This window comes from Rhodococcus opacus (assembly GCF_012396235.1).
Lineage (GTDB): Bacteria > Actinomycetota > Actinomycetes > Mycobacteriales > Mycobacteriaceae > Rhodococcus_F > Rhodococcus_F opacus.
This window is the reverse complement of sequence record NZ_JAAXPA010000031.1, coordinates 22,884-43,230: the sequence shown is the minus strand read 5'-3', so window position 1 is coordinate 43,230 and position 20,347 is coordinate 22,884. Positions and strand designations below refer to the sequence as shown.

The following is a 20,347-nucleotide window of genomic DNA, read 5'->3' as shown; positions in this document are numbered from 1 at the left end:
CGGGCGGGTCAGAACTCCATGCCCGCGTCGGCGCCCATCTGCATGGTGGTGTTTCCGCCGTCGAGGGATTCCCGGATGATGTCGGCGTGACCGGAATGGTGGCCGGTCTCCCGGATGATGTGGAGCAGGGTGCGGCGGATCGTCCACCACTGCCGCTCGGGTGCCCAGGGTGCGGTGGGCAGTGGGACGAGCACGTCCAGGTCGTCGAGGCCGGCCACGGCGGCCTCCGTCGCGCGGGCCACCTCGGCGTACTCGGCGAGCAGTCCCTCGAGGGTTTCGTCGTCGCGCATGTAGTACTTCTCCATCGCCCACTCCATGTCGAACTCCGCGTTCTCGTCGGGTTCGAGAATGGTTTCGACCCAGTGCTTTTCCGTGTGGGACACGTGCTTGATCAGTCCGCCGAGCGTCAGGTCGCTGACGGTCGAGCGCTGCCGTGCCTGTTCGTCGTCGATGCCGCGGACCGTGATCAACAGGGTGGCTCGCTGCTCCTGCAGGATCTGGAGGAGGTCGGCGCGCTCACCGGTGGCGGGGGACTTCTGCGAAGTGGTCATGAGAAGAAGAGTAGAAGCGATTGAGGTCAGAAACGGTCCTCATTAGGAAGGCCTTCTCAGGGTTTTTCTCGGGGTCCAAGTTGGGTGCCTTCCTGGATGTGTGGAAAGCGCGCGCCGCGAAGGATTCTCGGTATGAACTTCGATTCTCCGGGACCGGCACCCCGGCCCTCCCGCCGACGCGTATGGCTTCGCGTTCTCGGGGGCATGGTGTCGCCCGTCCTCGTCGCCGTCACGGTGGGAGTCGGCACGTTCGCGTACGCCTCGACCGCCGCCGAGAGCGACACCGGCGGGCAGATGGAATTCCGGCGAGCCCTGACGATTCCGCCGCTCGCGCCGGGTGTCGCGCGCCCCGAATTGGGTACCCCCACGGTGACGCGTCACGCCGATGTCGCCGGGTCGAGCCGGATCGGCGCGGGCGAACCCGCGATGCCCCACCAGCCCGCACACGGGTGACCCCGCTCGGTTCTCTCTTCTGGGTCCGCCCAGCCCACCGATGATCAGCCCACCGATGAAAGGAATCATCATGATCCGCACGACGATGACCGCACTGGCAGCCGTGGCTCTCGTGTTCGGCGCCGCGTCCGTGACCCAGACCGCTGCCGCCCACCCGGCCTGCAACTCCTCCTACGAGGGCACGACCAACGACGAGTACGACCCGGACCCCGACTTCACGGGGACGACCAACGACGAGTACGACCCCGATCCCGAGTATTCGGGCACGTCCAACCGAGAATACGACCCCGACCCGGAGTTCCACGGCAGCACCGATCCGTGCCAGGTGTGAGTCCGGTCAGCGGTTCCGGCGCAGCCACGGAGACACACCGGGGGCGAACAGGGCGAGCACTCCCACCGCGACGAGGGCGCTGTAGGCGAGCGGCGCCCATTGCAGCACACCGGCGGTCGCGTCACCGGCGTCGGACAGCAGGGTCCACAGGCCCACCCCGCCGGCGGCGCTGAGGACGCCGACGACGGCGAGGGTGATCTGGCCCGCCGGTTTCCGGGCGCGCAGAAGTTGTATCCCCAGCAGTCCGAGGAGGATCAGGACGACGGCGATGGCGCCGCTGCCGATCAGCGTCAGGTTCACCGTGTCGGTGATGTCTGTCGCGGAGTCCCCGGGATTGTCCGCGGCGACCGAGGCCTCGAGGGCGTCGCGGACCGCGCCGAGGTCGAGCGCGATGGCCCCGGCGATTCCGGCGAGAACGACGAACGATCCCACCCAGGCGGACAGTGACACCGCGACCGCCTTCGGGGTGGCATCGGTGGGGGTGGCGCGCAGCGGGGTGACCGCGAACTCCGGACGCGGCGGTACGGGTCGCGGCGGTTCCGGCCGGCGTCGCGGCTGTTCGGGTGTCGTCACGCTGCGATCCTATCGACCTGCCGTACCGTGGCGGGCCGACGCGCGGGTCCGTGTCGGCGGCCCCGAAGCACGCCGCCGAAACACGGCGCCCGAACAAAATGCGGGCATCCGGGAACAAATCTCCGCACCCCTCCGTTGAGCCTTACGACAACATGAGCGTGCAAGACTCAAGTTCGAATTGACTCCCGACGGTGTCGGAGTGCAAACTTGAGCGGAGGGCGCTCACTAAGCGCCAACATCGCAGTTCAGTAATGAAAAACCTGCCCACAGGACTGCAAAACGAAAGTGAGGAACACTATGGCTCGTGCCGTCGGTATCGACCTCGGTACAACGAACTCGGTCGTGTCTGTGCTGGAAGGCGGCGAGCCCGTAGTGGTCGCCAACGCCGAAGGTTCACGCACCACCCCGTCGATCGTCGCCTTCGCCAAGAACGGTGAGGTGCTGGTCGGCCAGCCCGCGAAGAACCAGGCCGTCACCAACGTCGATCGCACCATCCGCTCCGTCAAGCGCCACATCGGCACCGACTGGAACGTGGAGATCGACGGCAAGAAGTACACGCCCCAGGAGATCAGCGCGCGCACGCTCATGAAGCTGAAGCGCGACGCCGAGGCGTACCTGGGTGAGGACATCACCGACGCCGTGATCACCGTCCCCGCGTACTTCGAGGACGCCCAGCGTCAGGCCACGAAGGAAGCCGGCCAGATCGCCGGTCTCAACGTCCTGCGCATCGTCAACGAGCCCACCGCGGCCGCACTGGCCTACGGCCTGGACAAGGGCGACAAGGAACAGACCATCCTGGTCTTCGACCTCGGTGGCGGCACCTTCGACGTCTCGCTGCTCGAAATCGGCGACGGCGTCGTCGAGGTTCGCGCCACGTCCGGCGACAACCACCTCGGTGGTGACGACTGGGACGAGCGCATCGTCACGTGGCTCGTCGACAAGTTCAAGGCTCAGAACGGCATCGATCTGACCAAGGACAAGATGGCTCTGCAGCGTCTCCGCGAGGCCGCCGAGAAGGCCAAGATCGAACTGAGCTCCTCGCAGAGCACGTCGATCAACCTGCCCTACATCACCGTCGACGCGGACAAGAACCCGCTGTTCCTCGACGAGCAGCTGTCCCGCAGCGAGTTCCAGAAGATCACGTCCGATCTCCTCGACCGCACCCGCGCGCCGTTCCAGGCCGTGATCAAGGACAGCGGCATCGCCGTCAAGGACATCGACCACGTCGTGCTCGTCGGTGGTTCCACCCGTATGCCCGCCGTCTCCGATCTGGTGCGCGAGCTGACCGGTGGCCGTGAGCCCAACAAGGGCGTCAACCCGGACGAGGTCGTCGCCGTCGGCGCCGCCCTGCAGGCCGGCGTCCTCAAGGGCGAGGTCAAGGACGTGCTGCTCCTCGACGTCACCCCGCTGTCCCTCGGCATCGAGACCAAGGGTGGCGTGATGACCAAGCTCATCGAGCGCAACACCACCATCCCGACCAAGCGTTCCGAGACCTTCACCACCGCTGACGACAACCAGCCCTCGGTGCAGATCCAGGTGTTCCAGGGTGAGCGCGAAATCGCCTCGCACAACAAGCTGCTCGGCTCGTTCGAGCTGGCCGACCTGCCGCCCGCCCCGCGTGGCGTGCCGCAGATCGAGGTCACCTTCGACATCGACGCCAACGGCATCGTGCACGTGACCGCCAAGGACAAGGGCACCGGCAAGGAGAACACGATCAAGATCCAGGACGGCTCCGGTCTGTCCAAGGAAGAGATCGAGCGGATGGTCAAGGACGCCGAGGCTCACGCCGAGGAAGACAAGGCCCGCCGCGAGGAGGCCGAGGTGCGCAACCAGGCCGAGTCGCTCGTGCACCAGACCGAGAAGTTCATCAAGGACAACGAGGACAAGGTGCCCGCCGACGTCAAGGAGAAGGTCGAGGCTGCCATCAAGGAAGCCAACGAGGCTCTCGCAGGCACCGACATCGCGGCCGTCAAGACCGCGGTCGAGAAGCTGGCCACCGAGTCGCAGGCCCTCGGCCAGGCGATCTACGAGGCCAGTGCCGCCGAGGAAGCCGCCAACACCGACGGTTCCGGCGCGAGTGGTGCCGACGACGTCGTCGACGCCGAGGTCGTGGACGAGCCGTCCGACTCGGAGAAGAAGTGACGTCCGACAACACCGAGCAGGAACCGGTCACTTTCGTGGACAAGCGGAAGATCGACCCCGAGACCGGTCGGACACGGGACGCGGAGCCGGTAGTGGAGCCCCTCGCGGGCACCGCTGCCGCCCCGCAGCCCGGCTCGGTGGACGAAGGGGACCTGCCGGACACGGCAGCTCCGGAGACGGACGAGTTGGCGGAGCGCACCGCTGACCTGCAGCGACTGCAGGCGGAATACGCCAATTACCGCCGCCGCGTCCAGCGCGACAAGCAGGCCGACATCGCGAACGCCAAGGCGTCCGTCGTCGGTGAACTCATCGCGGTGCTGGACGACCTCGACCGTGCACGCAGCCACGGCGACCTCGACTCGGGGCCGCTGAAGGGTGTGGCAGACAAGCTCACCGGCACCCTCACCTCGCTCGGGCTGAGCGAGTTCGGTGCCGAGGGCGACGCATTCGATCCGGCGCTGCACGAGGCAGTGCAGCACGAGGGCGAGGGTCACGACCCCGTTCTCGGCACGGTGATGCGAAAGGGCTACAAATTCGGTGATCGCGTCCTGCGGCATGCGATGGTAGCTGTGATCGATCGCGCCGGCGATGCCGGCGCGAACACCTCCGACGAGGCGGCGAAGCCCGCCGAGTCGGAACAAGAGTAAGAGCGAGAGGAGGAGACGCCCAGTGAGCCAACGGGAGTGGATCGAAAAGGACTTCTACAAGGAGCTGGGCGTCTCGTCCCACGCATCCGCGGACGAGATCAAGAAGGCGTACCGCAAACTCGCCCGCGACCTTCACCCCGACGCGAACCCCGGCGACACGAAGGCCGAGGAGCGTTTCAAGTCCGTCAGCGAAGCACACGCCGTGCTCTCGGACCCTGCCAAGCGCAAGGAATACGACGAGGCCCGGCGACTGTTCGCGAGCGGCGGTTTCGGTCAGGGCGGCGGCGGATTCAACCCCGGAGCCGGCGGTTTCGGCCAGGGCGGATTCGACATCAACGACCTGTTCGGTGGCGGCGGCGCGGCGGCCGGTGACGGCGGCCTCGGCGACATCTTCGGTGGCCTGTTCAATCGCGGCGCCGGTGGTGGCGGCGCGACCCGCACGACCAACCGTCCCCGTCGTGGCAGCGACGTCGAGACGGAGACGACCCTCGAATTCCGTGAAGCCACGCTGGGCGTCACCGTTCCGCTGCGGCTGACCAGTCCGTCGCCGTGCACCACCTGCCACGGCAGCGGTGCCAAGCCGGGAACCAGCCCGCGAGTCTGCCCGCGCTGCAACGGGACCGGAATCGTCAGCCGAAACCAGGGCGCGTTCGGGTTCAGTGAGCCGTGCGACGACTGCCGCGGTACCGGCTCGATCATCGACTCGCCGTGCGAGGTGTGCCACGGCAACGGCGTCACCAACCGGACCCGCACCATCACCGTCCGCGTTCCCGCAGGTGTCAGCGACGGACAGAAGATCCGGCTGGCAGGCCAGGGGGAGGCGGGCCTGCGCGGCGCGCCGTCCGGCGACCTGTTCGTCACGGTCCGGGTGCGTCCCGACAAGGTGTTCGGCCGCAACGGCGACGACCTCACCCTCGTCGTCCCCGTCAGCTACGGTGAGCTCGTGCTCGGAACCACGGTCTCCGTCCCCACGTTGGAGGGGCGCGTCGGTGTGAAGATTCCGGCGGGCACAGCCGACGGCCGGGTTCTGCGGGTACGCGGCCGAGGCGTTCCCAAGCGCGCGGGTGGCGCCGGTGACCTGCTGGTCACGGTCAAGGTCGCCGTTCCGCAGAAGCTCGACGACCCCGCCACCGAAGCACTGAAGACCTATCTGGAAGCAGAGAAGGCCAGCGGATTCGATCCCAGGGCCGGGTGGGCAGGTGCCTGATGAGCGATACGACCCAGGATCCACGCGAGACCGCCGTTGATCCGGACGCCCAGATCTTCGTGATCTCGGTGGCCGCGGAACTCGCCGGCATGCACGCCCAGACGTTGCGCAACTACGACCGGCTCGGTCTCGTCACCCCGCACCGCACGTCCGGTGGCGGGCGACGGTACTCGCCGCGGGATGTGGCGCTGCTCCGTGAGGTGCAGCGCCTCTCGCAGGACGAGGGCGTCAACCTCGCCGGGATCAAGCGGATCATCGAACTCACCAACCAGGTGGAGGCTCTACAGCACCGGGTTCGCGAGCTGGCCGAGGAGATCGCCAAGATTCACGCCGGCTACCGGCGCGACCTGGTGCCGATCCCGCGGAGCAATGCGCTCGTCGTGTGGAAGCCGCGACACCAGCGCTGACCCGGCGATCTCTCGGGTGAACCGAACCGATGTCGCACTGGTCCTGTCGGAGTGAACCAGTGCGACATCGGGTCCCAACCCCCGGCTCATCGGTCGCGGTTGCCCCAGCGGGGCCCGCGGCGGGTGCGTGATCGCGGAATGTTCATCTCCTCGAGACGTGCCTTGATCTCCTCGGTGGTCCACATCGTGCGGGAGACGGTGGGGGTGGGGGTCTCGGTGACGTGCATGATCATGTTCTCCGGCTTTCTTCGAGTGTTCGGTGGATGGTCGGGATCGTCTGTCAGGGGTGTCCGTACAGGTGGTAGCCGGCGTTCATGTTCGGGTAGCCCGAGTCGATCCAGCTGCTGATGCCGTAGGCGTGGCCGTAGTCGGCGTCGACGCGGGTGCCGTCCACGTCGGTGGTGTTGCTGTAGTTGTCGGCGCGGAACACGGCCTGGGCACCACCGGGGAGCGAGTAGGTGGCGTCCACCTCGACGCCGTTCGGATCGGTGGAGAATGCCTTCACGATCTGGCTGCTGTGCGGGGCGAGGTAGTCCGACGGCGCCTGAATCCACTGCCCGTAGGGGTTCGACGAGCCCGCGAGGACCATCGGCAGGTCGGTGTCGTTGCTGATCGTCATCGCGATCGTGGGTCCCGATGTCGGCATCGTGCCCGCGGTGGCAACACCGGCTGCGGCGATGGCGAATCCGGTGACGGCCACTGCGGTGGCGGGCAGTGCGATGAAGAGTGCGACGCGGCGGCGGGCGAGGGTGCGCATGATGGCTTCTCCTGAGTTGTGACACTTCGGGGGGAACGTCTGGGGCCGTGGGGGTTTCGGTTTCCGATCTCCCCGTTTTCCGGTGTGCACCAACTATGTCGCGAATGTGCGCCGTCGTCTGTCCACCGACAGGACCGAGGGCGGGATGAATTCGGTGTCCACCGATCGGGGGACACCGGCGCCGCGAAGTGCTCCGCGCGGGCCTGCTCTCGTGAGAAAGTGAGCAATGGACTTCGCCGGAGTCGCTTCGCATCGGACCGCGCCGTGAGCGCCGTGCGTGTGGTGGTGGGCGACGACCACCCGATCTTTCGGGACGGTGTCGTCCGTGCGCTCCTGGCGAGTGGCGACATCGAGGTGGTCGGCGAGGCGGACGACGGTGCGGCGGCGCTCGCCCTGATCCGCGAACTCGCCCCCGACGTCGCACTGCTCGACTATCGGATGCCGGAGCTGGACGGTTCCCAGGTGGCGGCGGCCGTCCGGCGAGCCGAACTCGCCACGCGGGTGTTGCTGCTGTCGGCGCACGACGAGTCCGCGATCGTCTACCACGCGTTGCAGGAGGGGGCGGCGGGGTTCCTGCCCAAGGAGTCCACTCGGGCGGAGATCGTGAAAGCCGTCCTGGACTGCGCTCAGGGCCGCGACGTCCTCCCCGCCTCCCTCGCCGTCGGACTGGCCGGCGAGGTGCGTCGTCGCAGTGAACCGGTCGGGCCGGCGCTGAGCGGCCGGGAGAAGGAAGTGCTGGCGCTCATTGCGCGCGGCCAGAGCATTCCCACGATCGCCGGTGAGCTGTATCTGGCACCGTCGACGGTCAAGACCCATGTCCAGCGCCTCTACGAGAAGCTCGGGGTGAGCGACCGCGCGGCCGCGGTGGCCGAGGCGATGCGACGCGGCTTGCTGGAGTGACGTGCCGCTTCCGTCCCAGAGTCGCGTAGTCCGTCGCTACAGCACCGAGGCCGTCCGGGTGACCGCCATTCTCCGGTTACCGCTGATCGGGCTGATGGCGCTGCTCGGGCCGGTGATCCGCGTGGTGCACTGGAAACCCGACGTCTTCGCCGGGCTGCTGATCGGGTATGCGGCTCTGGCGCTCGGCTGGCTGATCTTCGTTCTGGTGCGGGACGTCGGACCGTGGGCGGGCTGGGTGTCCACCGCGGCGGACGTCACCGCGGTGGTGGCGTTGTGTATCGCCTCGGGCGGCGCGACGTCGGTGCTGCTGCCGGTGTTCTTCCTGCTGCCGATCTCGGTGGCGTTCCAGTACCGGCCGCGTCTGACGGCGATCGTCGGGGTTTGTACCGCCGTCGGGTACCAGGTGGTGTGGATCATCTACTCCAAGCGCGACGACGCAGTCGGTTTCCCCGACGAGGTGTACCTCTACTTCGGGTTTCTGTTGTGGCTCGCGGCCGCGACGACGGCGTTGTCGTACGTGCTGGTCCGGCGCTCTGCGACGGTGATCTCGCTGATGGATGTGCGCAGGCAGCTGATCGCCGAATCGATGGGCGCCGAGGAACGCGAGCGACGGCAACTGGCCGAAGACCTTCACGACGGGCCCCTGCAGAATGTCCTGGCCGCCCGGCTGGACGTGGAGGAGGCCCTGGAGCGAAACCCGGACGACATGCTCGTCGCCGCCGAGTCCGCCCTCCGCGAGACCGCGGCGCAACTGCGGTCCACGGTCACCACACTGCATCCGCAGGTCCTCGCGCAGCTGGGCCTCACCGCGGCGCTGCTCGAGCTCACCGATCTCTACGCCCGGCGGGGGTTCGAGATGTCGGTGAGCCTCGACGACGTCGGTCACCCCGACTGCCAGGAGCTGCTCTACCGGGTGGCGCGGGAACTGCTCACCAACGTGACCAGACACGCCCGTGCCACGACGATCGAATTCGCACTCACCCGCGCCGACGGGCGGACCACGCTGACGGTCGCCGACGACGGCGCCGGTTTCGATCCGGCCGTCGTCCCGGAACGGGTGGCGCAGGGGCACATCGGGCTGGCGTCGCACATCGTGCGGGTCGAAAACCTCGGCGGCACCTTCGACGTCACGTCCTCACCCGGATCGGGCACCCGCGTGGTGGTGACGGTGCCGGACTCCCGCTGACGGCGCTGGGCGGTTGACGTGTTCGCTGACGGGTAATCGGGGACCAGTCGATCGCGAAGGAAGGGCAGAGCAATGGGTACGCGCGAGTCATCCCGGACGAAGTCGCCGGTTCAGATCGCCGCGCTCGTCGTGGGTGCGGTATTCCTCCTGGTCGGGATCCTGGGCTTCGTTCCCGGCATCACGACCGACTACGATCTGCTCGGCGGCGCCGGGCACCATTCGGGTGCGAAACTGCTGGGAATATTCCAGGTTTCGGTGCTGCACAACCTCGTTCACCTGATTTTCGGCGTCGCCGGCATCGCATTCGCCCGGACCGTACAGACTGCGCGCCTGTACCTGATCGTCGGCGGTGTGGTCTATCTCGTTCTGTGGATCTACGGACTGGTGATCGACCAGGCCAGTGCGGCGAACTTCGTGCCGGTCAACACGGCCGACAATTGGCTGCACTTCGCACTCGGCGCCGGAATGGTCGCGCTCGGATTCTTCACGGCGCGGGTCGGGTCGACGCCCGCAACGGACCCGACCCGACCACACTCGCCGATGGACTAGTCACTGCGGGTGACGGCCCTCGGCGAATTCCTCGACGATCTTCGCGCAGAACGCGGGCAGGTCGTCGGGGTTGCGGCTCGACACCAATCCGTTGTCGACCACCACTTCCTCGTCGACCACGGTTCCGCCGGCGTTGCGGATGTCGGTGCGCACGCTCGGATACGACGTGAGAGTGCGGCCGCGGACGACGTCGGCCTCGACCAACGTCCACGGTCCGTGGCAGATCACGCCCACCGGTTTGCCCGAAGCGACGAAGTCGCGGACGAAGGCGACGGCTGACTCGTCCATCCGAAGGTGGTCGGGGTTCGTGGTGCCGCCGGGCAGGATCAGTGCGTCGAAGTCGGCGACCGACACGTCGCCGACCACGGCGTCGACGGCGTAGGTGCCTGCCGCGTTCACGTCCGCGTTCATGGCCTGGATCTTGCCGGGGGACAACGAGATCAGCCGAACCTCCGCGCCGGCGTCCTCCACGGCCTTTCGTGGTTCGACGAGTTCGACTTCCTCGACCCCGTCGGTGGCCAGGATCGCGACCTTCCGGCCGCGCAGTGTGTCTGCCGATGTCATGGGCACTTCCTTCCTCTGGTGAACACAAGCGACGGGTACCCGGTCGGCCCGAAGCCAATCGGGTGGGAATCAGAGTCGTCGGAGATCGGTGGTTGCGGGGCCCTCGAGAAGTGTTCCGCCGGCAGTGAATCGGGACCCGTGCAGCGGGCAGTCCCACGAAGCCTCCGCATCGTTCCAGCGGAGCACGCCACCGAGGTGCGGGCAGACGGCGCAGACACGCTCGGTGTGACCGTCCGAGGTGTATTCGCCGACGGGCAGCAGTCCCTCTCGCACGATGCGTGCCCGGCCCTGCCCGCGTTGCCGCCCCACGAGCGCGTCACCCCAGCCCGCGACCATCTCCACCGCCACCTCGCCGTTCGCCTTCACCGCCGCCGGAAGGTCGAAAAGCTGCGTCGGCGAATAGCTCTGGAATGCCTCACCCCACCGCATGTGGCCACCCAGAATGCGTCCGGCGAGCACGAGACCGGCGGCGACGCCGTTCGAGAGACCCCACTTGCCGTAGCCGGTGGCGATGAGAATGCCGTCACTGCCGGGAACCAGTGGGCCGACGTAGGGGAGCGCGTTCAGCGAGGAGTAGTCCTGCGCCGACCAGCGGTGGGTCGGCGTCGCCCCGGGAAAATGACGACCGGTCCAGGCCAGTAGATCGTCGACCGCTGCCTGCGGCGACGTGCTTCGCCCGACATCGTGACCGTTGCCGCCGACGACCAGAACACGACCGGCCTCGGCTGGGCGCAGCGACCGGGTGGGCTGATCGGCGGTCAGGTACATGCCCCCGGGTGCACCGCCCGGCACCCGGAACGCCGCCGCATACGATCGTTCCGCCTTCAGCCGGGCGAAGAATCCTCCGCGATCGAGGATCGGAGTTCCCGTCGCGAGAACCACGCGGCGGGCTTCGATGTCGCCGTCCGGCGTCGACAGGACCTGGAATCGCACCAGCGTCCGGACCGACGTCACACGACGGTGCTCGAACACGTCGCCGCCGTGTGTGATCAGGTCGCGGGCCACCGCATGGAGAACGGGCATCGGGTCCAGGAACGCCTGGTCGTCGAGTGTGACGGCGTCGACGTGGGGCACCGGTATCTCGAGTTCGGGCACGAGTCGCACGGGCAGGCCCGCCGATCGCGCGGCCGTGTACTGGGCGCGCACCGCGTCGACGCCGGACTCGGTCTGCGCGAACGTGAAATCCGGTGCCGTGCCGACGGGAATCTCGCGGTCGTGGCAGTACCGGAGCAGCCACTGCTGGCCTTCCAGGTTTCCCTCGACATACGAGCGCAGGATGTGCGACGCGTGGCGTCGGCCGATCTCGGCGAGCCGGGTACCTTGTAGCACACTGACCTTGCCCGTGGTGTTCCCTGTCGTGACGGCCCCGATGGTTCGCGCTTCGACGACGGCGACGTGCTGTCCCGCACGGGCGAGCAGTAACCCGGTGATCAGCCCGGTCACCCCCGCGCCCACCACCACGGTGTCGTACCGTCCGCGTTCGTCCCACGATCGCCCCGTTACCGCGCCGCGGTGACCGGCGACGTGATCGAGCCAGAGGGAAGACATCACGGCTTCAGGAGAATCTTCACAGCGCCGTCTTCCTTCTTCTGGAAGATCTCGTACGCGTGCGGCGCGTGGTCCAGTGGCAGTTCGTGAGTGGCGAACGTGTCGACACCCAGGGGGTCGGCGTCGGTGAGCAACGGCAGGATGTCCGGCACCCACCGCTTCACGTTGGCTTGCCCCATCCGCAGCTGAATCTGCTTGTCGAACAGGGTGAGCATCGGTATCGGGTCCGCCATTCCTCCGTACACCCCGATGAGCGAGAGGGTGCCGCCGCGCCGCACGATGTCGATGGCCGAGTACAGCGCGTGCAGCCGGTCGATTCCCGCCGTCGACATCAACGGGGCCGCGATGGCATCGGGCAGGTACGACGTGATCTGCTGCAGGAGTTTCGCGCCGGGGGAGCCGTGCGCTTCCATGCCGACGGCGTCGATGACGGAATCGGGTCCGCGGCCGTCGGTCATCTCCCGGATCACGTCGCCGAGTTCACCCTCGGCGTCGTTCAGGTCGACCGTCTCGATCTGCCGCGCCCGCGCTCGGGCGAGCCGCTCGGGCACGAGATCGACGCCGATGACCCGAAAACCCTTGTGCGTGGCGATGCGTGCCGCCATGTCGCCGATCGGTCCGAGCCCGAGAACGACGGCGGAACCGCCGTCGGGTATCTCCGCGTACTCGACGGCCTGCCATGCCGTCGGCAGCACGTCGGACAGATACACGAAGCGCGAATCCGGTGGACCCTCCGGAACCGTGATGTGGGTGTTCTTCACGTGCGGCACCCGAAGATACTCGGCCTGGCCGCCGGGAACGCTCCCGTACAGTTTCGAATAGCCGAACAGCGCCGCGCCCATGCCCTCGTCCCGGATCTGGGTGATCTCGCACTGGGTGAACAGCTTCCGATCGCACATGTGGCAGCTGCCGCAGGATATCTGGAACGGGATGACCACCCGGTCGCCGACCTTCACGTCGGTCACCTCGGACCCCACCTCGCGGACGATGCCCATCGGTTCGTGGCCGAGGATGTCGCCCTCGTTCATGAACGCACCGAGCAGTTCGTACAGGTGCAGGTCGGAGCCGCAGATGTTGGTGGTGGTGATCTCGACGACAGCGTCGGTCTTCTGTTCGATCACCGGGTCGGGAACGGTGTCGACGCTGACCTTCCGTTTGCCCTGCCACGTCACGGCTCTCATCGGGCTCTCCGGTTCGCCTTCTCGATCGCGTCGACGAGTTCGTCCTTGGTCATGGTGGACCGGCCGTGTAGATCGAGTCGCTGCGCGATGTGCATGAGGTGGTCCTTGCTCGCGTTGGCGTCGACGCCCTCTGCCGTCTCACCGGACGCGTTCGGGCCGCCGCTCTTCGCGCGCTCGTCCGAGGGGCCCTTCTCGTCCTTGGCCTCCCAGTGGTCCCCGACCTTCTCGTAGCTGTGTTTGAGGGCGTCGTACGCGACGCGATGCGCCCGTTCCTCGTCCCCGTACTGGTCCATTGCGGAGTCGTACACCTTGGCGAACGTGCGCTGCGCCTTCTCGGACGACTTCTTCAGCGTCCCGGGGAGCTCGCGCTTCTTCGGCTTGCCGCTGTCGGTGGTCTTCGGCACGGAAATCCTCCTCGGGTGTAGAGGTGCCCGCACGGACGATTACCCGACTCTCGGAGATCTATGCGAGAGGGGGAGGAACTCGACCGGGCGCGGAGGTCAGCGCCTGCTCGAGCAGTTCCAGGGCACGGTCGGTCGTTGCGGTCACGACGTCCTGCGGTTCACCGTCGAATCGGTGCATCTCGGTGTCGATGCGGCCGTGGGTGAAGAGTCCGAACCAGACGGTCCCCGGCGGTTGCCCGTCCTGGGGGTCGGGGCCGCCCGCACCGGTCACTGCGACGGCGATGTCGGCTCCGAGCAGTTCCGCGACCGCACTTGCCATCGCGCGGGCACTGGCCTCACTGACGACGGGACCGTCCGGCACCTTCAGCACCCGGTGTTTCACTTCGCTGGAATACGCGACCACGCTGCCCCGGTACCAGTCGGAGGACGCGGGCGCGGCGCCGAGAATGCATGAGATCTGCCCGCCGGTGAGGGATTCCGCCGTGGCGAGGAAGACGTGCGCGCTCTGCGCCGCGGTCGAGATCCGTTTTGCGATTCGGTCCTGCGGACTCATGGACCTCACGATATCGGACGTGTTCCGGCGCGGAGTTGCCGTCGCCACCCGCGAGCCAGGTGGAACAGGTTTCAGTTTTTCCGGTTTCCGGTTAGGGTGTCGGTGACCCAGGACACAGGAAATCCAGGCCGCCGGACCAATGCGCCTCGGCGTCGCGGGAGTAGAAGGATTACAGATGACCGACGAGTTCGCAGATCTGCATCGACCCGCCTTCGCTGCAGACCTCCTCATCACTGCACTGGAACGCAACTCCGACAAGCCGGCGCTCTACCTCGGCGACGTCGTCCTCACCGGCGGTGAGATGCGCGATCAGATCAGTTGCTTTGCGCAGGCACTGGCTTCACTCGGAATCGGTAAAGGCACGAGCACCGCCATGCTGTCCAAGAACAGGCCCGAAGTGCTCATCAGCATGGGCGCCACCATGATCTCCGGATGCCGCGCCAGCGCGCTGAACCCGATGGGCTCGCTCGACGACCATCTGTACATCGTTGGGGACGCCGAGATTCAGACGTTGATCTTCGATCCCACCGCCTTCGAGGAGCGCGCCGCCGAACTGGTGGCGCAGTCGCCGTCGATCGAGAACGTGTTGTCGTTGGGGCCGTCCGAAGTGGGTACCGACATTCTCGCCCTCGCCGAGAACTTCACCCCGCAACGCCTGCGGGCGGCGGACGTGGCCGCCGACGACAACAGCAGCATGGTCTACACCGGCGGCACCACCGGCAAGCCGAAGGGCGTCGTCGGCTCCTACCAGTCCGGCGCGACGCTCAACCAGATTCAGATGGCCGAGTGGCAGTGGCCCGACGAACCGCGTTTCCTCATCTGCACGCCGCTGTCGCACGCCGGCGCCGCCTTCTTCATCCCGACCCTGCTGCGTGGCGGCGCGCTGATCGTGTTGCCCGCGTTCGAGCCCGGTGCCGTCCTCGAGGCGATCGAGAAGCACAAGATCTCGGCCACGATGCTCGTCCCCACCATGATCTACCTGCTGATGGATCACCCCGACCTGCCGAAGCGGGACGTGTCCAGCCTGCAGACCCTTTTCTACGGCGCCTCGGCGATGTCGCCGGCCCGGTTGAAGGAGGGCATCGAGAAGTTCGGCCAGATCTTCTTCCAATTCTACGGCCAGACCGAATGCGGAATGACCATCGCGGTGCTGCGGAAGGAAGAGCACCTGGCGGACGATCCCAGCCGGCTCGCGACGTGCGGGCGTCCCGTGCCCTGGCTGAACGTCGCCCTGCTCGACGACGACCTGAACGAGGTCCCCCAGGGTGAGCTCGGTGAGATCTGCGTCCGCGGCCCGCTGGTCATGAAGGGGTACTGGAAGAAGCCCGCCGAGACCGCCGAGGCCTTCCGCGGGGGATGGCTGCACACAGGCGACGTCGCACGCAAGGACAAAGACGGATTCATGACGATCGTCGACCGAAAGAAGGACATGATCGTCACCGGCGGATTCAACGTGTTCCCCCGGGAGATCGAGGACGTCATCTCGGCGCATCCGGCCGTCGGCTCGGTCGCGGTGGTCGGCGTTCCGGACGAGAAGTGGGGCGAGGCCGTGAAGGCGTGCGTGGTATTGCGGGCCGGGCAGACGGTCGACGCCGCCGAACTCGTCGAACGGGTGCGGGCCGCGAAGGGATCGGTGCACGCCCCCAAATCGATCGACTTCGTCGACACGCTGCCGCTCACCCCGCTCGGCAAACTGGACAAGAAGGCGCTGCGCTCCCGGTACTGGGAAAGTGCAGACCGAGCGGTCGGATAGCACGACCAGGGCGGAAAACAAGGGACCTGGTCTGCGGCGTGGCGCCCGCGCCTATAGTCTGCCCAAGTACTTCGCGGCGAGGCCGCGTTCAGTCGGTGACGAGGATGCGCGGTGGATTCACAGGCAATATCGCTGGTCCGGTCGAGTTTCAAGGCTATCGCGGCGGTGCCGGACGGGCCCCAGACTCTGTCGCGGTCCTTCTATGCCCTGCTGTTCGCGCGGTATCCCGACGCCCGGGACTTCTTCCCCGCGGCCATGGACGTGCAACGCGACCGGTTGATCTCCGCCGTCCAGTACGTGATCGAACGGCTCGAGGAGGAATCCGGGCAGATCCTCGCCTACCTCGCCCAGCTCGGCCGCGACCACCGTAAGTACGGAATCGAGGACGCGCACTACGTCGCCGTCGGCAACTCCCTGATCGCCGCGGTGGAGCAGTTCCCCTCGACCGAGCCGTGGACCGACGAACTCGAGCAGGCCTGGCGCGACGTCCTCTCGGTCGTCGCCGCCACCATGATGGACGCGGCCAACGCCGCAAGCGGCCCGCCGGCGTGGGGCGCGACCGTGATCGAGCACCTCCAGGTCCGCAAGGACGTGTCGATCGTCCGCCTGCAACTCGACGAGCCGATGACCTACACCGCCGGTCAGTACGTGAGCGTGCAGGTGCCGTCGCGTCCCCGGATGTGGCGGTACCTGTCGCCGGCGAACCCCGCCAACGACCAGGGCATCATCGAGTTCCATGTCCGACGGGTGTCGGGCGGCTGGGTCAGCCCCGCCATCGTCAGCCAGACACTCGTGGGCGAGCGGTGGGTGATCGGGTCCCCGCTCGGCGACCTGGGAGTCCGCTACGACAACGGTCGCGACATCCTCATGATCGGATCGGGGACGGGAATCGCGCCGCTCCGAGCACAAATCCTGCAGATGTCGCAGCGCGGCCAGGACCGCCGCGTCCACGTCTTCTTCGCCGGGCGGTACCCCTGCGACCTCTACGACCTGGGCACCCTGTGGGCACTCGCGGAGCAGAATCCGTGGCTGACCGTCGTCCCGGTCACCGAGGAGGACGAGGACCCGTGGTGGTACACCGGCCCGAGCAGCGCCGCGTTGCCCGGCATGCACCGCCGGTTGACCGGCAAGGTCGGGCAGGTCGTCGCCGACTTCGGGACGTGGGCCGAGCGCGACATCCAGCTCGTCGGCTCCGAGGCGATGATCAACACCACCAAGTTCCGGCTGCACGCGGCGGGCACTCCGCCGGAGAACATCCGGCACGACCCGTCCTACTGATCCGAACGGCTCAGTACGGGTCGAACTGAATGTTCTCCGTGGGGGTCCCGGTGTCCCGGAGACGGTCGAGGGTGGCGCGGACCATCGCCGCCGAACCGCACACCAGCACCTGGTGCTCGGTGAACGCGCCGTAGGACGTCACGACGTCGGGTAGCGAGCCCTCGATGAGGTCGTCCTCGGTGAACCCCACGTCCACTCTGGTGCGCTCGTACCATTCGTCGGTCCAGTCCGGATTCACGACGTTCTCCACCACCGGAATGACGGTGAGCCACGGCAGATCCTGCAGCAGCAGGTAGAGCATGTCGGACGCATACAGATCGCGCGGAGTCCGATCGCCCGTGAACAGGAACACCCGCGGCGGATTCGGCTTGCGCGACAGGTCCAGCAGGATCGACCGGAACGGGGCCAGGCCGGTGCCGCCGGCGACCATGATGACATCCGGCCCGTCCTCGTCGACGGACATCGTGCCGCGCGGTTCGAGAATCTGCCACTGGTCGCCGGGCGAGGTCCCCGTGATGATGTCACCGCTGACCCAGCCACCGGGCACCGTCCGGACGTGGAATTCAAGCTTGCCGTCCAGTGACGGCGGCAGGGCGGGGGAGAGTCTGCGCAGCAGCCGCGGGTTCTGGGGCACGCTCACGTCCACGTATTGCCCCGGCGCGAACGGGACGTAGTCACCGACGAGGCGGACCACGGCGAGGTCGTGCCGCAGGCGGTGATGTTCGACGACAGTGCTGGTCCAGGTGGTCTGCGTGGCTTGCATGGCGTGATGCTCTCCCGACGGTCGAACCGGATAGCGGATGGGCAGGGACGGGCTGCGCGACTAGATCAGGGGGTCGTGCCGGATCAGTTCGGGCGGTGTACCGCCGCGCTGCAACGCGTACACGGTGGTCTTGATCATCGCCGGAGAACCGGAGATCTGGATCTGCCGGTCCGCCCACGACCCGAACCGGGCGACGACGCGGCCGAGCTGCCCCTGGAGTCGTTGATGCAATCCCGGCGGCGCCTCCGGGGCGGGAATCGTGTGCCACCACGGGTCCTCGTCCTCCTCGGACACGGGAACCACGGTCAGCCACGGATTGCTCAGCGACAGGTGCCACAGAGTCTCGATGTCGTACAGATCGCACGGATACTTGCCGCCCACGAACATGTGGACCCGCGGATTGTTCGACCGCATCGCCATTTCCATCACCTGGGCGCGCAGCGGCGCGATGCCGGTCCCCGAACCGATCATCAGGACGTCCTGCCCGCTGTCGCGGTCGACCTCGAGACCGCCCAGCGGGGAGCTGAGCAGCCAGCGGTCGCCCACTTGCGTCTCGTTCACGATGGCGGGGCTCACCCACCCACCCGACACGCGGCGGACGTGGAACTCGAGCTGGCCGTACGGGTTGGCGGGGATGGCAGCCGACAGGTACCGCCACATCCGGGGTCGCTGCGGGATCTGGACGCTGAGGTACTGGCCCGCACCGTAGGGGATGGGGGAGTCGGTCTCGAGACGGACGATCGCGAGGTCGTCGAGGCGGCGTTCGTGATCGACCACGGTGGCGCCCCACGCGGCGGGCAGGTCGTCGGTGTCCGCGGCGTCGGCCATCGTGTGGAGGAGGAGGTCGAGCAGTTCCGTCCAGGCCGCGGTCAGCGAGGGCGTCCAGATGGCCTGGGTGAAGGAACTCTGCACGGCGACCAGCAGCGCATTGCCCGACGCGAAGTAGTGCCTGCCCTCGACGCCGTACTTGCGGTGGTCGCGGCCGAGCTGGCTGAGGAAACCGAGGACCCGGCCCTCGTCGTCGAGGTTGTCGATGACGAACTGCAGTGCCTGGAACAGGCGGTGACCCTGCTGATCCAGCGCAGGCGGGAAGAGCGCGCGGAATTCGGGGTGTTCGGCGAACAGGGTGGCGTAGAACGTGGTGGTGAGCCGGTTGCGTCCGTGTTCGGTGGACACGATCGACGAAAAGCTGGCGCGCAGACGCGAAATCACGAGCGGATCGAGGCAATCTCGTGTCAAGCCGTCCCCTGCCTCCGTGCCTGCTGATTCGAACACCCGCATTCTAGCCGTCCCGCGGGCGGACCCCGGGTTACGGCAACGGCCGGTTCGGCGTGTGCCCCCGGTATTTCGGTGGGTCGCTATTGAGCTGTGACCACCGGCAAGGCACGATGCATCCAGTTAACAGGCAGTGTTACCGAGGGGGGCCCATGAGAGTTGGCGGTGCGCGGGATCGGGGTCGGTTTCGTCCGGGGATGCCCAGTTCGGCCCGGGTTCGCCGAGCCGCCGCTGTCGTGGCGGCCGTGACGCTGACGGCGATCGGCGGCGGAGGCGTCGTCTCCGCCGAACCCCGGACGACGATCGAGTCGATCTCGGCCGACGAGGCGCCCGACGGTTCGCGGTTGGTCGAGGTCACCACGGTGGGCGAATCGCAGATGAACTTCACCGTCCACTCGACCGCCATGGACAAGGACATCACCGTCCGGGTCATCCGGGCCGCGTCGGAGAAGCGTCCCACCGTCTACATGCTCGGCGGCGTCGAGGGGAACTCCGAGCAGTTCGGCTGGGAGCAGAAGGCGGACGTCGAGAAGTTCTTCTCCGACAAGGACGTCAACGTGGTCATCCCGTTCGGTGGCCAGTCCAGTTACTACGCGGACTGGAAGCAGGACGACCCCGAGCTCGGGCGGAACAAGTGGCAGACGTTCCTGACGAAGGAACTGTCACCCATCGTCGATTCCGCGCTCGAGACGACCGGGAAGAACGCCATCGCCGGGCTGTCCATGTCGGCCACCAGCGTCCTCAACCTCGCGATCTCCAAGCCGGGGCTGTATCAGAGCGTCGGGGCGTACAGCGGGTGCGCGATGACGAGCGACCCGGTGGCGCGGCGGTTCGTCGAGATCACGGTGTCGGACTTCGGCGGCAACCCCGAGAACATGTGGGGTGCGGCCAACGATCCGCTGTGGGCCGCGAACGATCCGTACGTCAACGCGGAGAAGCTCCGGGGGACCACCCTCTACATCTCCAATGGCAGCGGGCTGCCGGGACCGTACGACACCCTCGACGCCCGGACCGTCGGCGGCGACCGTCGCAACCTCGCGACGCAGGTCGTGGTGGGTGGTGTCATCGAGGCCGTCACCAACGACTGCACGATACGGCTGGCGGAGAAACTCCGCGCCCTGGACATTCCGGCCACGGTCGATCTCCGGCCGGTCGGCACACACTCGTGGGGGTACTGGCGCGACGACCTGTCCGCATCCTGGCCGACGATGGCGGCCGCGATCGGGGCCTGACATCTCGCCCCGCGAACCGTCGCGGGGCGAGAGAATGGGTGTAGCGGAAAATTTCCAAAGTTGAGCGGAACAGACTCAACCCTTCGCGCGTTA

Annotated in this window: 23 protein-coding genes; 12 read left to right on the top strand and 11 right to left on the bottom strand. The window is 67.3% G+C overall.

Annotated features, from left to right (window positions below):
• Positions 1–8 precede the first annotated feature (8 nt).
• Positions 9–551 carry a DinB family protein gene (locus HGB39_RS30875; protein WP_005256776.1) on the bottom strand — a complete coding sequence of 181 codons (543 nt, stop codon included), beginning with the start codon at positions 549–551 and terminating at the stop codon, positions 9–11.
• Positions 552–683: 132 nt separating this feature from the next.
• Between HGB39_RS30875 and HGB39_RS30870 the strand changes: the two genes are divergently transcribed.
• Both HGB39_RS30870 and HGB39_RS30865 read left to right on the top strand, forming a co-directional pair.
• Positions 684–1,004, top strand: a complete 321-nt coding sequence (locus tag HGB39_RS30870; protein WP_240960663.1) for a hypothetical protein — start codon at positions 684–686, stop codon at positions 1,002–1,004.
• Between the two features lie 70 nt (positions 1,005–1,074).
• On the top strand, positions 1,075–1,335 hold the full coding sequence (locus HGB39_RS30865; protein ID WP_005238337.1) for a hypothetical protein: 261 nt from the start codon (positions 1,075–1,077) through the stop codon (positions 1,333–1,335).
• 6 nt (positions 1,336–1,341) lie between these two features.
• Here the strand turns inward: HGB39_RS30865 and HGB39_RS30860 are convergent, their stop codons facing one another.
• Positions 1,342–1,908: a hypothetical protein gene (locus HGB39_RS30860; protein WP_005574325.1), complete on the bottom strand. Its 567-nt coding sequence runs from the start codon at positions 1,906–1,908 to the stop codon at positions 1,342–1,344.
• A 297-nt stretch (positions 1,909–2,205) separates the two neighbouring features.
• Between HGB39_RS30860 and dnaK the strand changes: the two genes are divergently transcribed.
• The 4 genes from dnaK to HGB39_RS30840 are packed head-to-tail and all read left to right on the top strand — an operon-like array spanning position 2,206 to position 6,311.
• Entirely contained in the window at positions 2,206–4,050 is a 1,845-nt protein-coding gene (gene dnaK, locus HGB39_RS30855) for a molecular chaperone DnaK (RefSeq protein ID WP_064080339.1), read from the top strand.
• Positions 4,047–4,697 carry a nucleotide exchange factor GrpE gene (gene grpE, locus HGB39_RS30850; RefSeq protein WP_005256786.1) on the top strand — a complete coding sequence of 217 codons (651 nt, stop codon included), beginning with the start codon at positions 4,047–4,049 and terminating at the stop codon, positions 4,695–4,697. The genes dnaK and grpE overlap by 4 nt, the downstream gene beginning before the upstream one ends.
• A 22-nt stretch (positions 4,698–4,719) precedes the next feature.
• A complete protein-coding gene (dnaJ, locus tag HGB39_RS30845; protein ID WP_005238348.1) occupies positions 4,720–5,904 on the top strand; it encodes a molecular chaperone DnaJ in 1,185 nt (394 codons plus the stop codon).
• On the top strand, positions 5,904–6,311 hold the full coding sequence (locus HGB39_RS30840) for a heat shock protein transcriptional repressor HspR (protein ID WP_005238357.1): 408 nt from the start codon (positions 5,904–5,906) through the stop codon (positions 6,309–6,311). Before dnaJ ends, HGB39_RS30840 begins: the two co-directional genes overlap by 1 nt.
• 86 nt (positions 6,312–6,397) lie before the next feature.
• Here the strand turns inward: HGB39_RS30840 and HGB39_RS30835 are convergent, their stop codons facing one another.
• Both HGB39_RS30835 and HGB39_RS30830 read right to left on the bottom strand, forming a co-directional pair.
• Entirely contained in the window at positions 6,398–6,544 is a 147-nt protein-coding gene (locus HGB39_RS30835; protein WP_009478761.1) for a hypothetical protein, read from the bottom strand.
• A 47-nt stretch (positions 6,545–6,591) separates the two neighbouring features.
• A complete protein-coding gene (locus tag HGB39_RS30830; protein ID WP_005574681.1) occupies positions 6,592–7,068 on the bottom strand; it encodes a hypothetical protein in 477 nt (158 codons plus the stop codon).
• Positions 7,069–7,341: 273 nt separating this feature from the next.
• Here HGB39_RS30830 and HGB39_RS30825 point away from each other — a divergent pair, with 273 nt between their 5' ends.
• The 3 genes from HGB39_RS30825 (at position 7,342) to HGB39_RS30815 (ending at position 9,703) form a co-directional block, all read left to right on the top strand.
• On the top strand, positions 7,342–7,968 hold the full coding sequence (locus HGB39_RS30825) for a response regulator (protein WP_025432069.1): 627 nt from the start codon (positions 7,342–7,344) through the stop codon (positions 7,966–7,968).
• A 1-nt stretch (position 7,969) separates the two neighbouring features.
• On the top strand, positions 7,970–9,154 hold the full coding sequence (locus HGB39_RS30820) for a sensor histidine kinase (RefSeq protein WP_043794002.1): 1,185 nt from the start codon (positions 7,970–7,972) through the stop codon (positions 9,152–9,154).
• A gap of 72 nt (positions 9,155–9,226) precedes the next feature.
• Positions 9,227–9,703, top strand: coding sequence for a DUF4383 domain-containing protein (locus HGB39_RS30815; protein WP_005574686.1), 477 nt, complete (start codon positions 9,227–9,229; stop codon positions 9,701–9,703).
• On the opposite strand, the gene HGB39_RS30810 is transcribed toward HGB39_RS30815, so the two are convergent.
• The 5 genes from HGB39_RS30810 to HGB39_RS30790 all read right to left on the bottom strand — a co-directional run bounded on the left by HGB39_RS30810 (position 9,704) and on the right by HGB39_RS30790 (position 13,953).
• Entirely contained in the window at positions 9,704–10,267 is a 564-nt protein-coding gene (locus HGB39_RS30810) for a type 1 glutamine amidotransferase domain-containing protein (protein ID WP_005256793.1), read from the bottom strand.
• 69 nt (positions 10,268–10,336) lie between these two features.
• Positions 10,337–11,815, bottom strand: coding sequence for an FAD-dependent oxidoreductase (locus HGB39_RS30805; protein WP_064080338.1), 1,479 nt, complete (start codon positions 11,813–11,815; stop codon positions 10,337–10,339).
• The gene (locus HGB39_RS30800; protein WP_005574690.1) at positions 11,815–12,996 is read right to left on the bottom strand and encodes a zinc-dependent alcohol dehydrogenase; all 1,182 of its coding nucleotides are present in this window, start codon (positions 12,994–12,996) and stop codon (positions 11,815–11,817) included. Before HGB39_RS30800 ends, HGB39_RS30805 begins: the two co-directional genes overlap by 1 nt.
• Positions 12,993–13,400, bottom strand: coding sequence for a ChaB family protein (locus HGB39_RS30795; RefSeq protein ID WP_005574692.1), 408 nt, complete (start codon positions 13,398–13,400; stop codon positions 12,993–12,995). The genes HGB39_RS30800 and HGB39_RS30795 overlap by 4 nt, the downstream gene beginning before the upstream one ends.
• Positions 13,401–13,458: 58 nt before the next feature.
• Positions 13,459–13,953, bottom strand: a complete 495-nt coding sequence (locus HGB39_RS30790) for a CinA family protein (RefSeq protein WP_005574694.1) — start codon at positions 13,951–13,953, stop codon at positions 13,459–13,461.
• A 175-nt stretch (positions 13,954–14,128) separates the two neighbouring features.
• Between HGB39_RS30790 and HGB39_RS30785 the strand changes: the two genes are divergently transcribed.
• Both HGB39_RS30785 and HGB39_RS30780 read left to right on the top strand, forming a co-directional pair.
• A complete protein-coding gene (locus HGB39_RS30785) occupies positions 14,129–15,706 on the top strand; it encodes an AMP-binding protein (RefSeq protein ID WP_005574696.1) in 1,578 nt (525 codons plus the stop codon).
• 111 nt (positions 15,707–15,817) lie between these two features.
• Positions 15,818–16,984, top strand: a complete 1,167-nt coding sequence (locus HGB39_RS30780) for an FAD-binding oxidoreductase (protein WP_005574698.1) — start codon at positions 15,818–15,820, stop codon at positions 16,982–16,984.
• A 10-nt stretch (positions 16,985–16,994) separates the two neighbouring features.
• Here the strand turns inward: HGB39_RS30780 and HGB39_RS30775 are convergent, their stop codons facing one another.
• A complete protein-coding gene (locus HGB39_RS30775) occupies positions 16,995–17,747 on the bottom strand; it encodes an FAD-binding oxidoreductase (RefSeq protein WP_005574700.1) in 753 nt (250 codons plus the stop codon).
• 60 nt (positions 17,748–17,807) lie between these two features.
• On the bottom strand, positions 17,808–19,028 hold the full coding sequence (locus HGB39_RS30770; protein ID WP_050998683.1) for a globin domain-containing protein: 1,221 nt from the start codon (positions 19,026–19,028) through the stop codon (positions 17,808–17,810).
• A 191-nt stretch (positions 19,029–19,219) separates the two neighbouring features.
• On the opposite strand from HGB39_RS30770, the gene HGB39_RS30765 reads away from it, so the two are divergent.
• Positions 19,220–20,254 (top strand): alpha/beta hydrolase, encoded by a 1,035-nt coding sequence (locus HGB39_RS30765; protein ID WP_005256809.1) that lies wholly within the window; start codon positions 19,220–19,222, stop codon positions 20,252–20,254.
• The last annotated feature ends 93 nt before the right edge of the window (positions 20,255–20,347 follow it).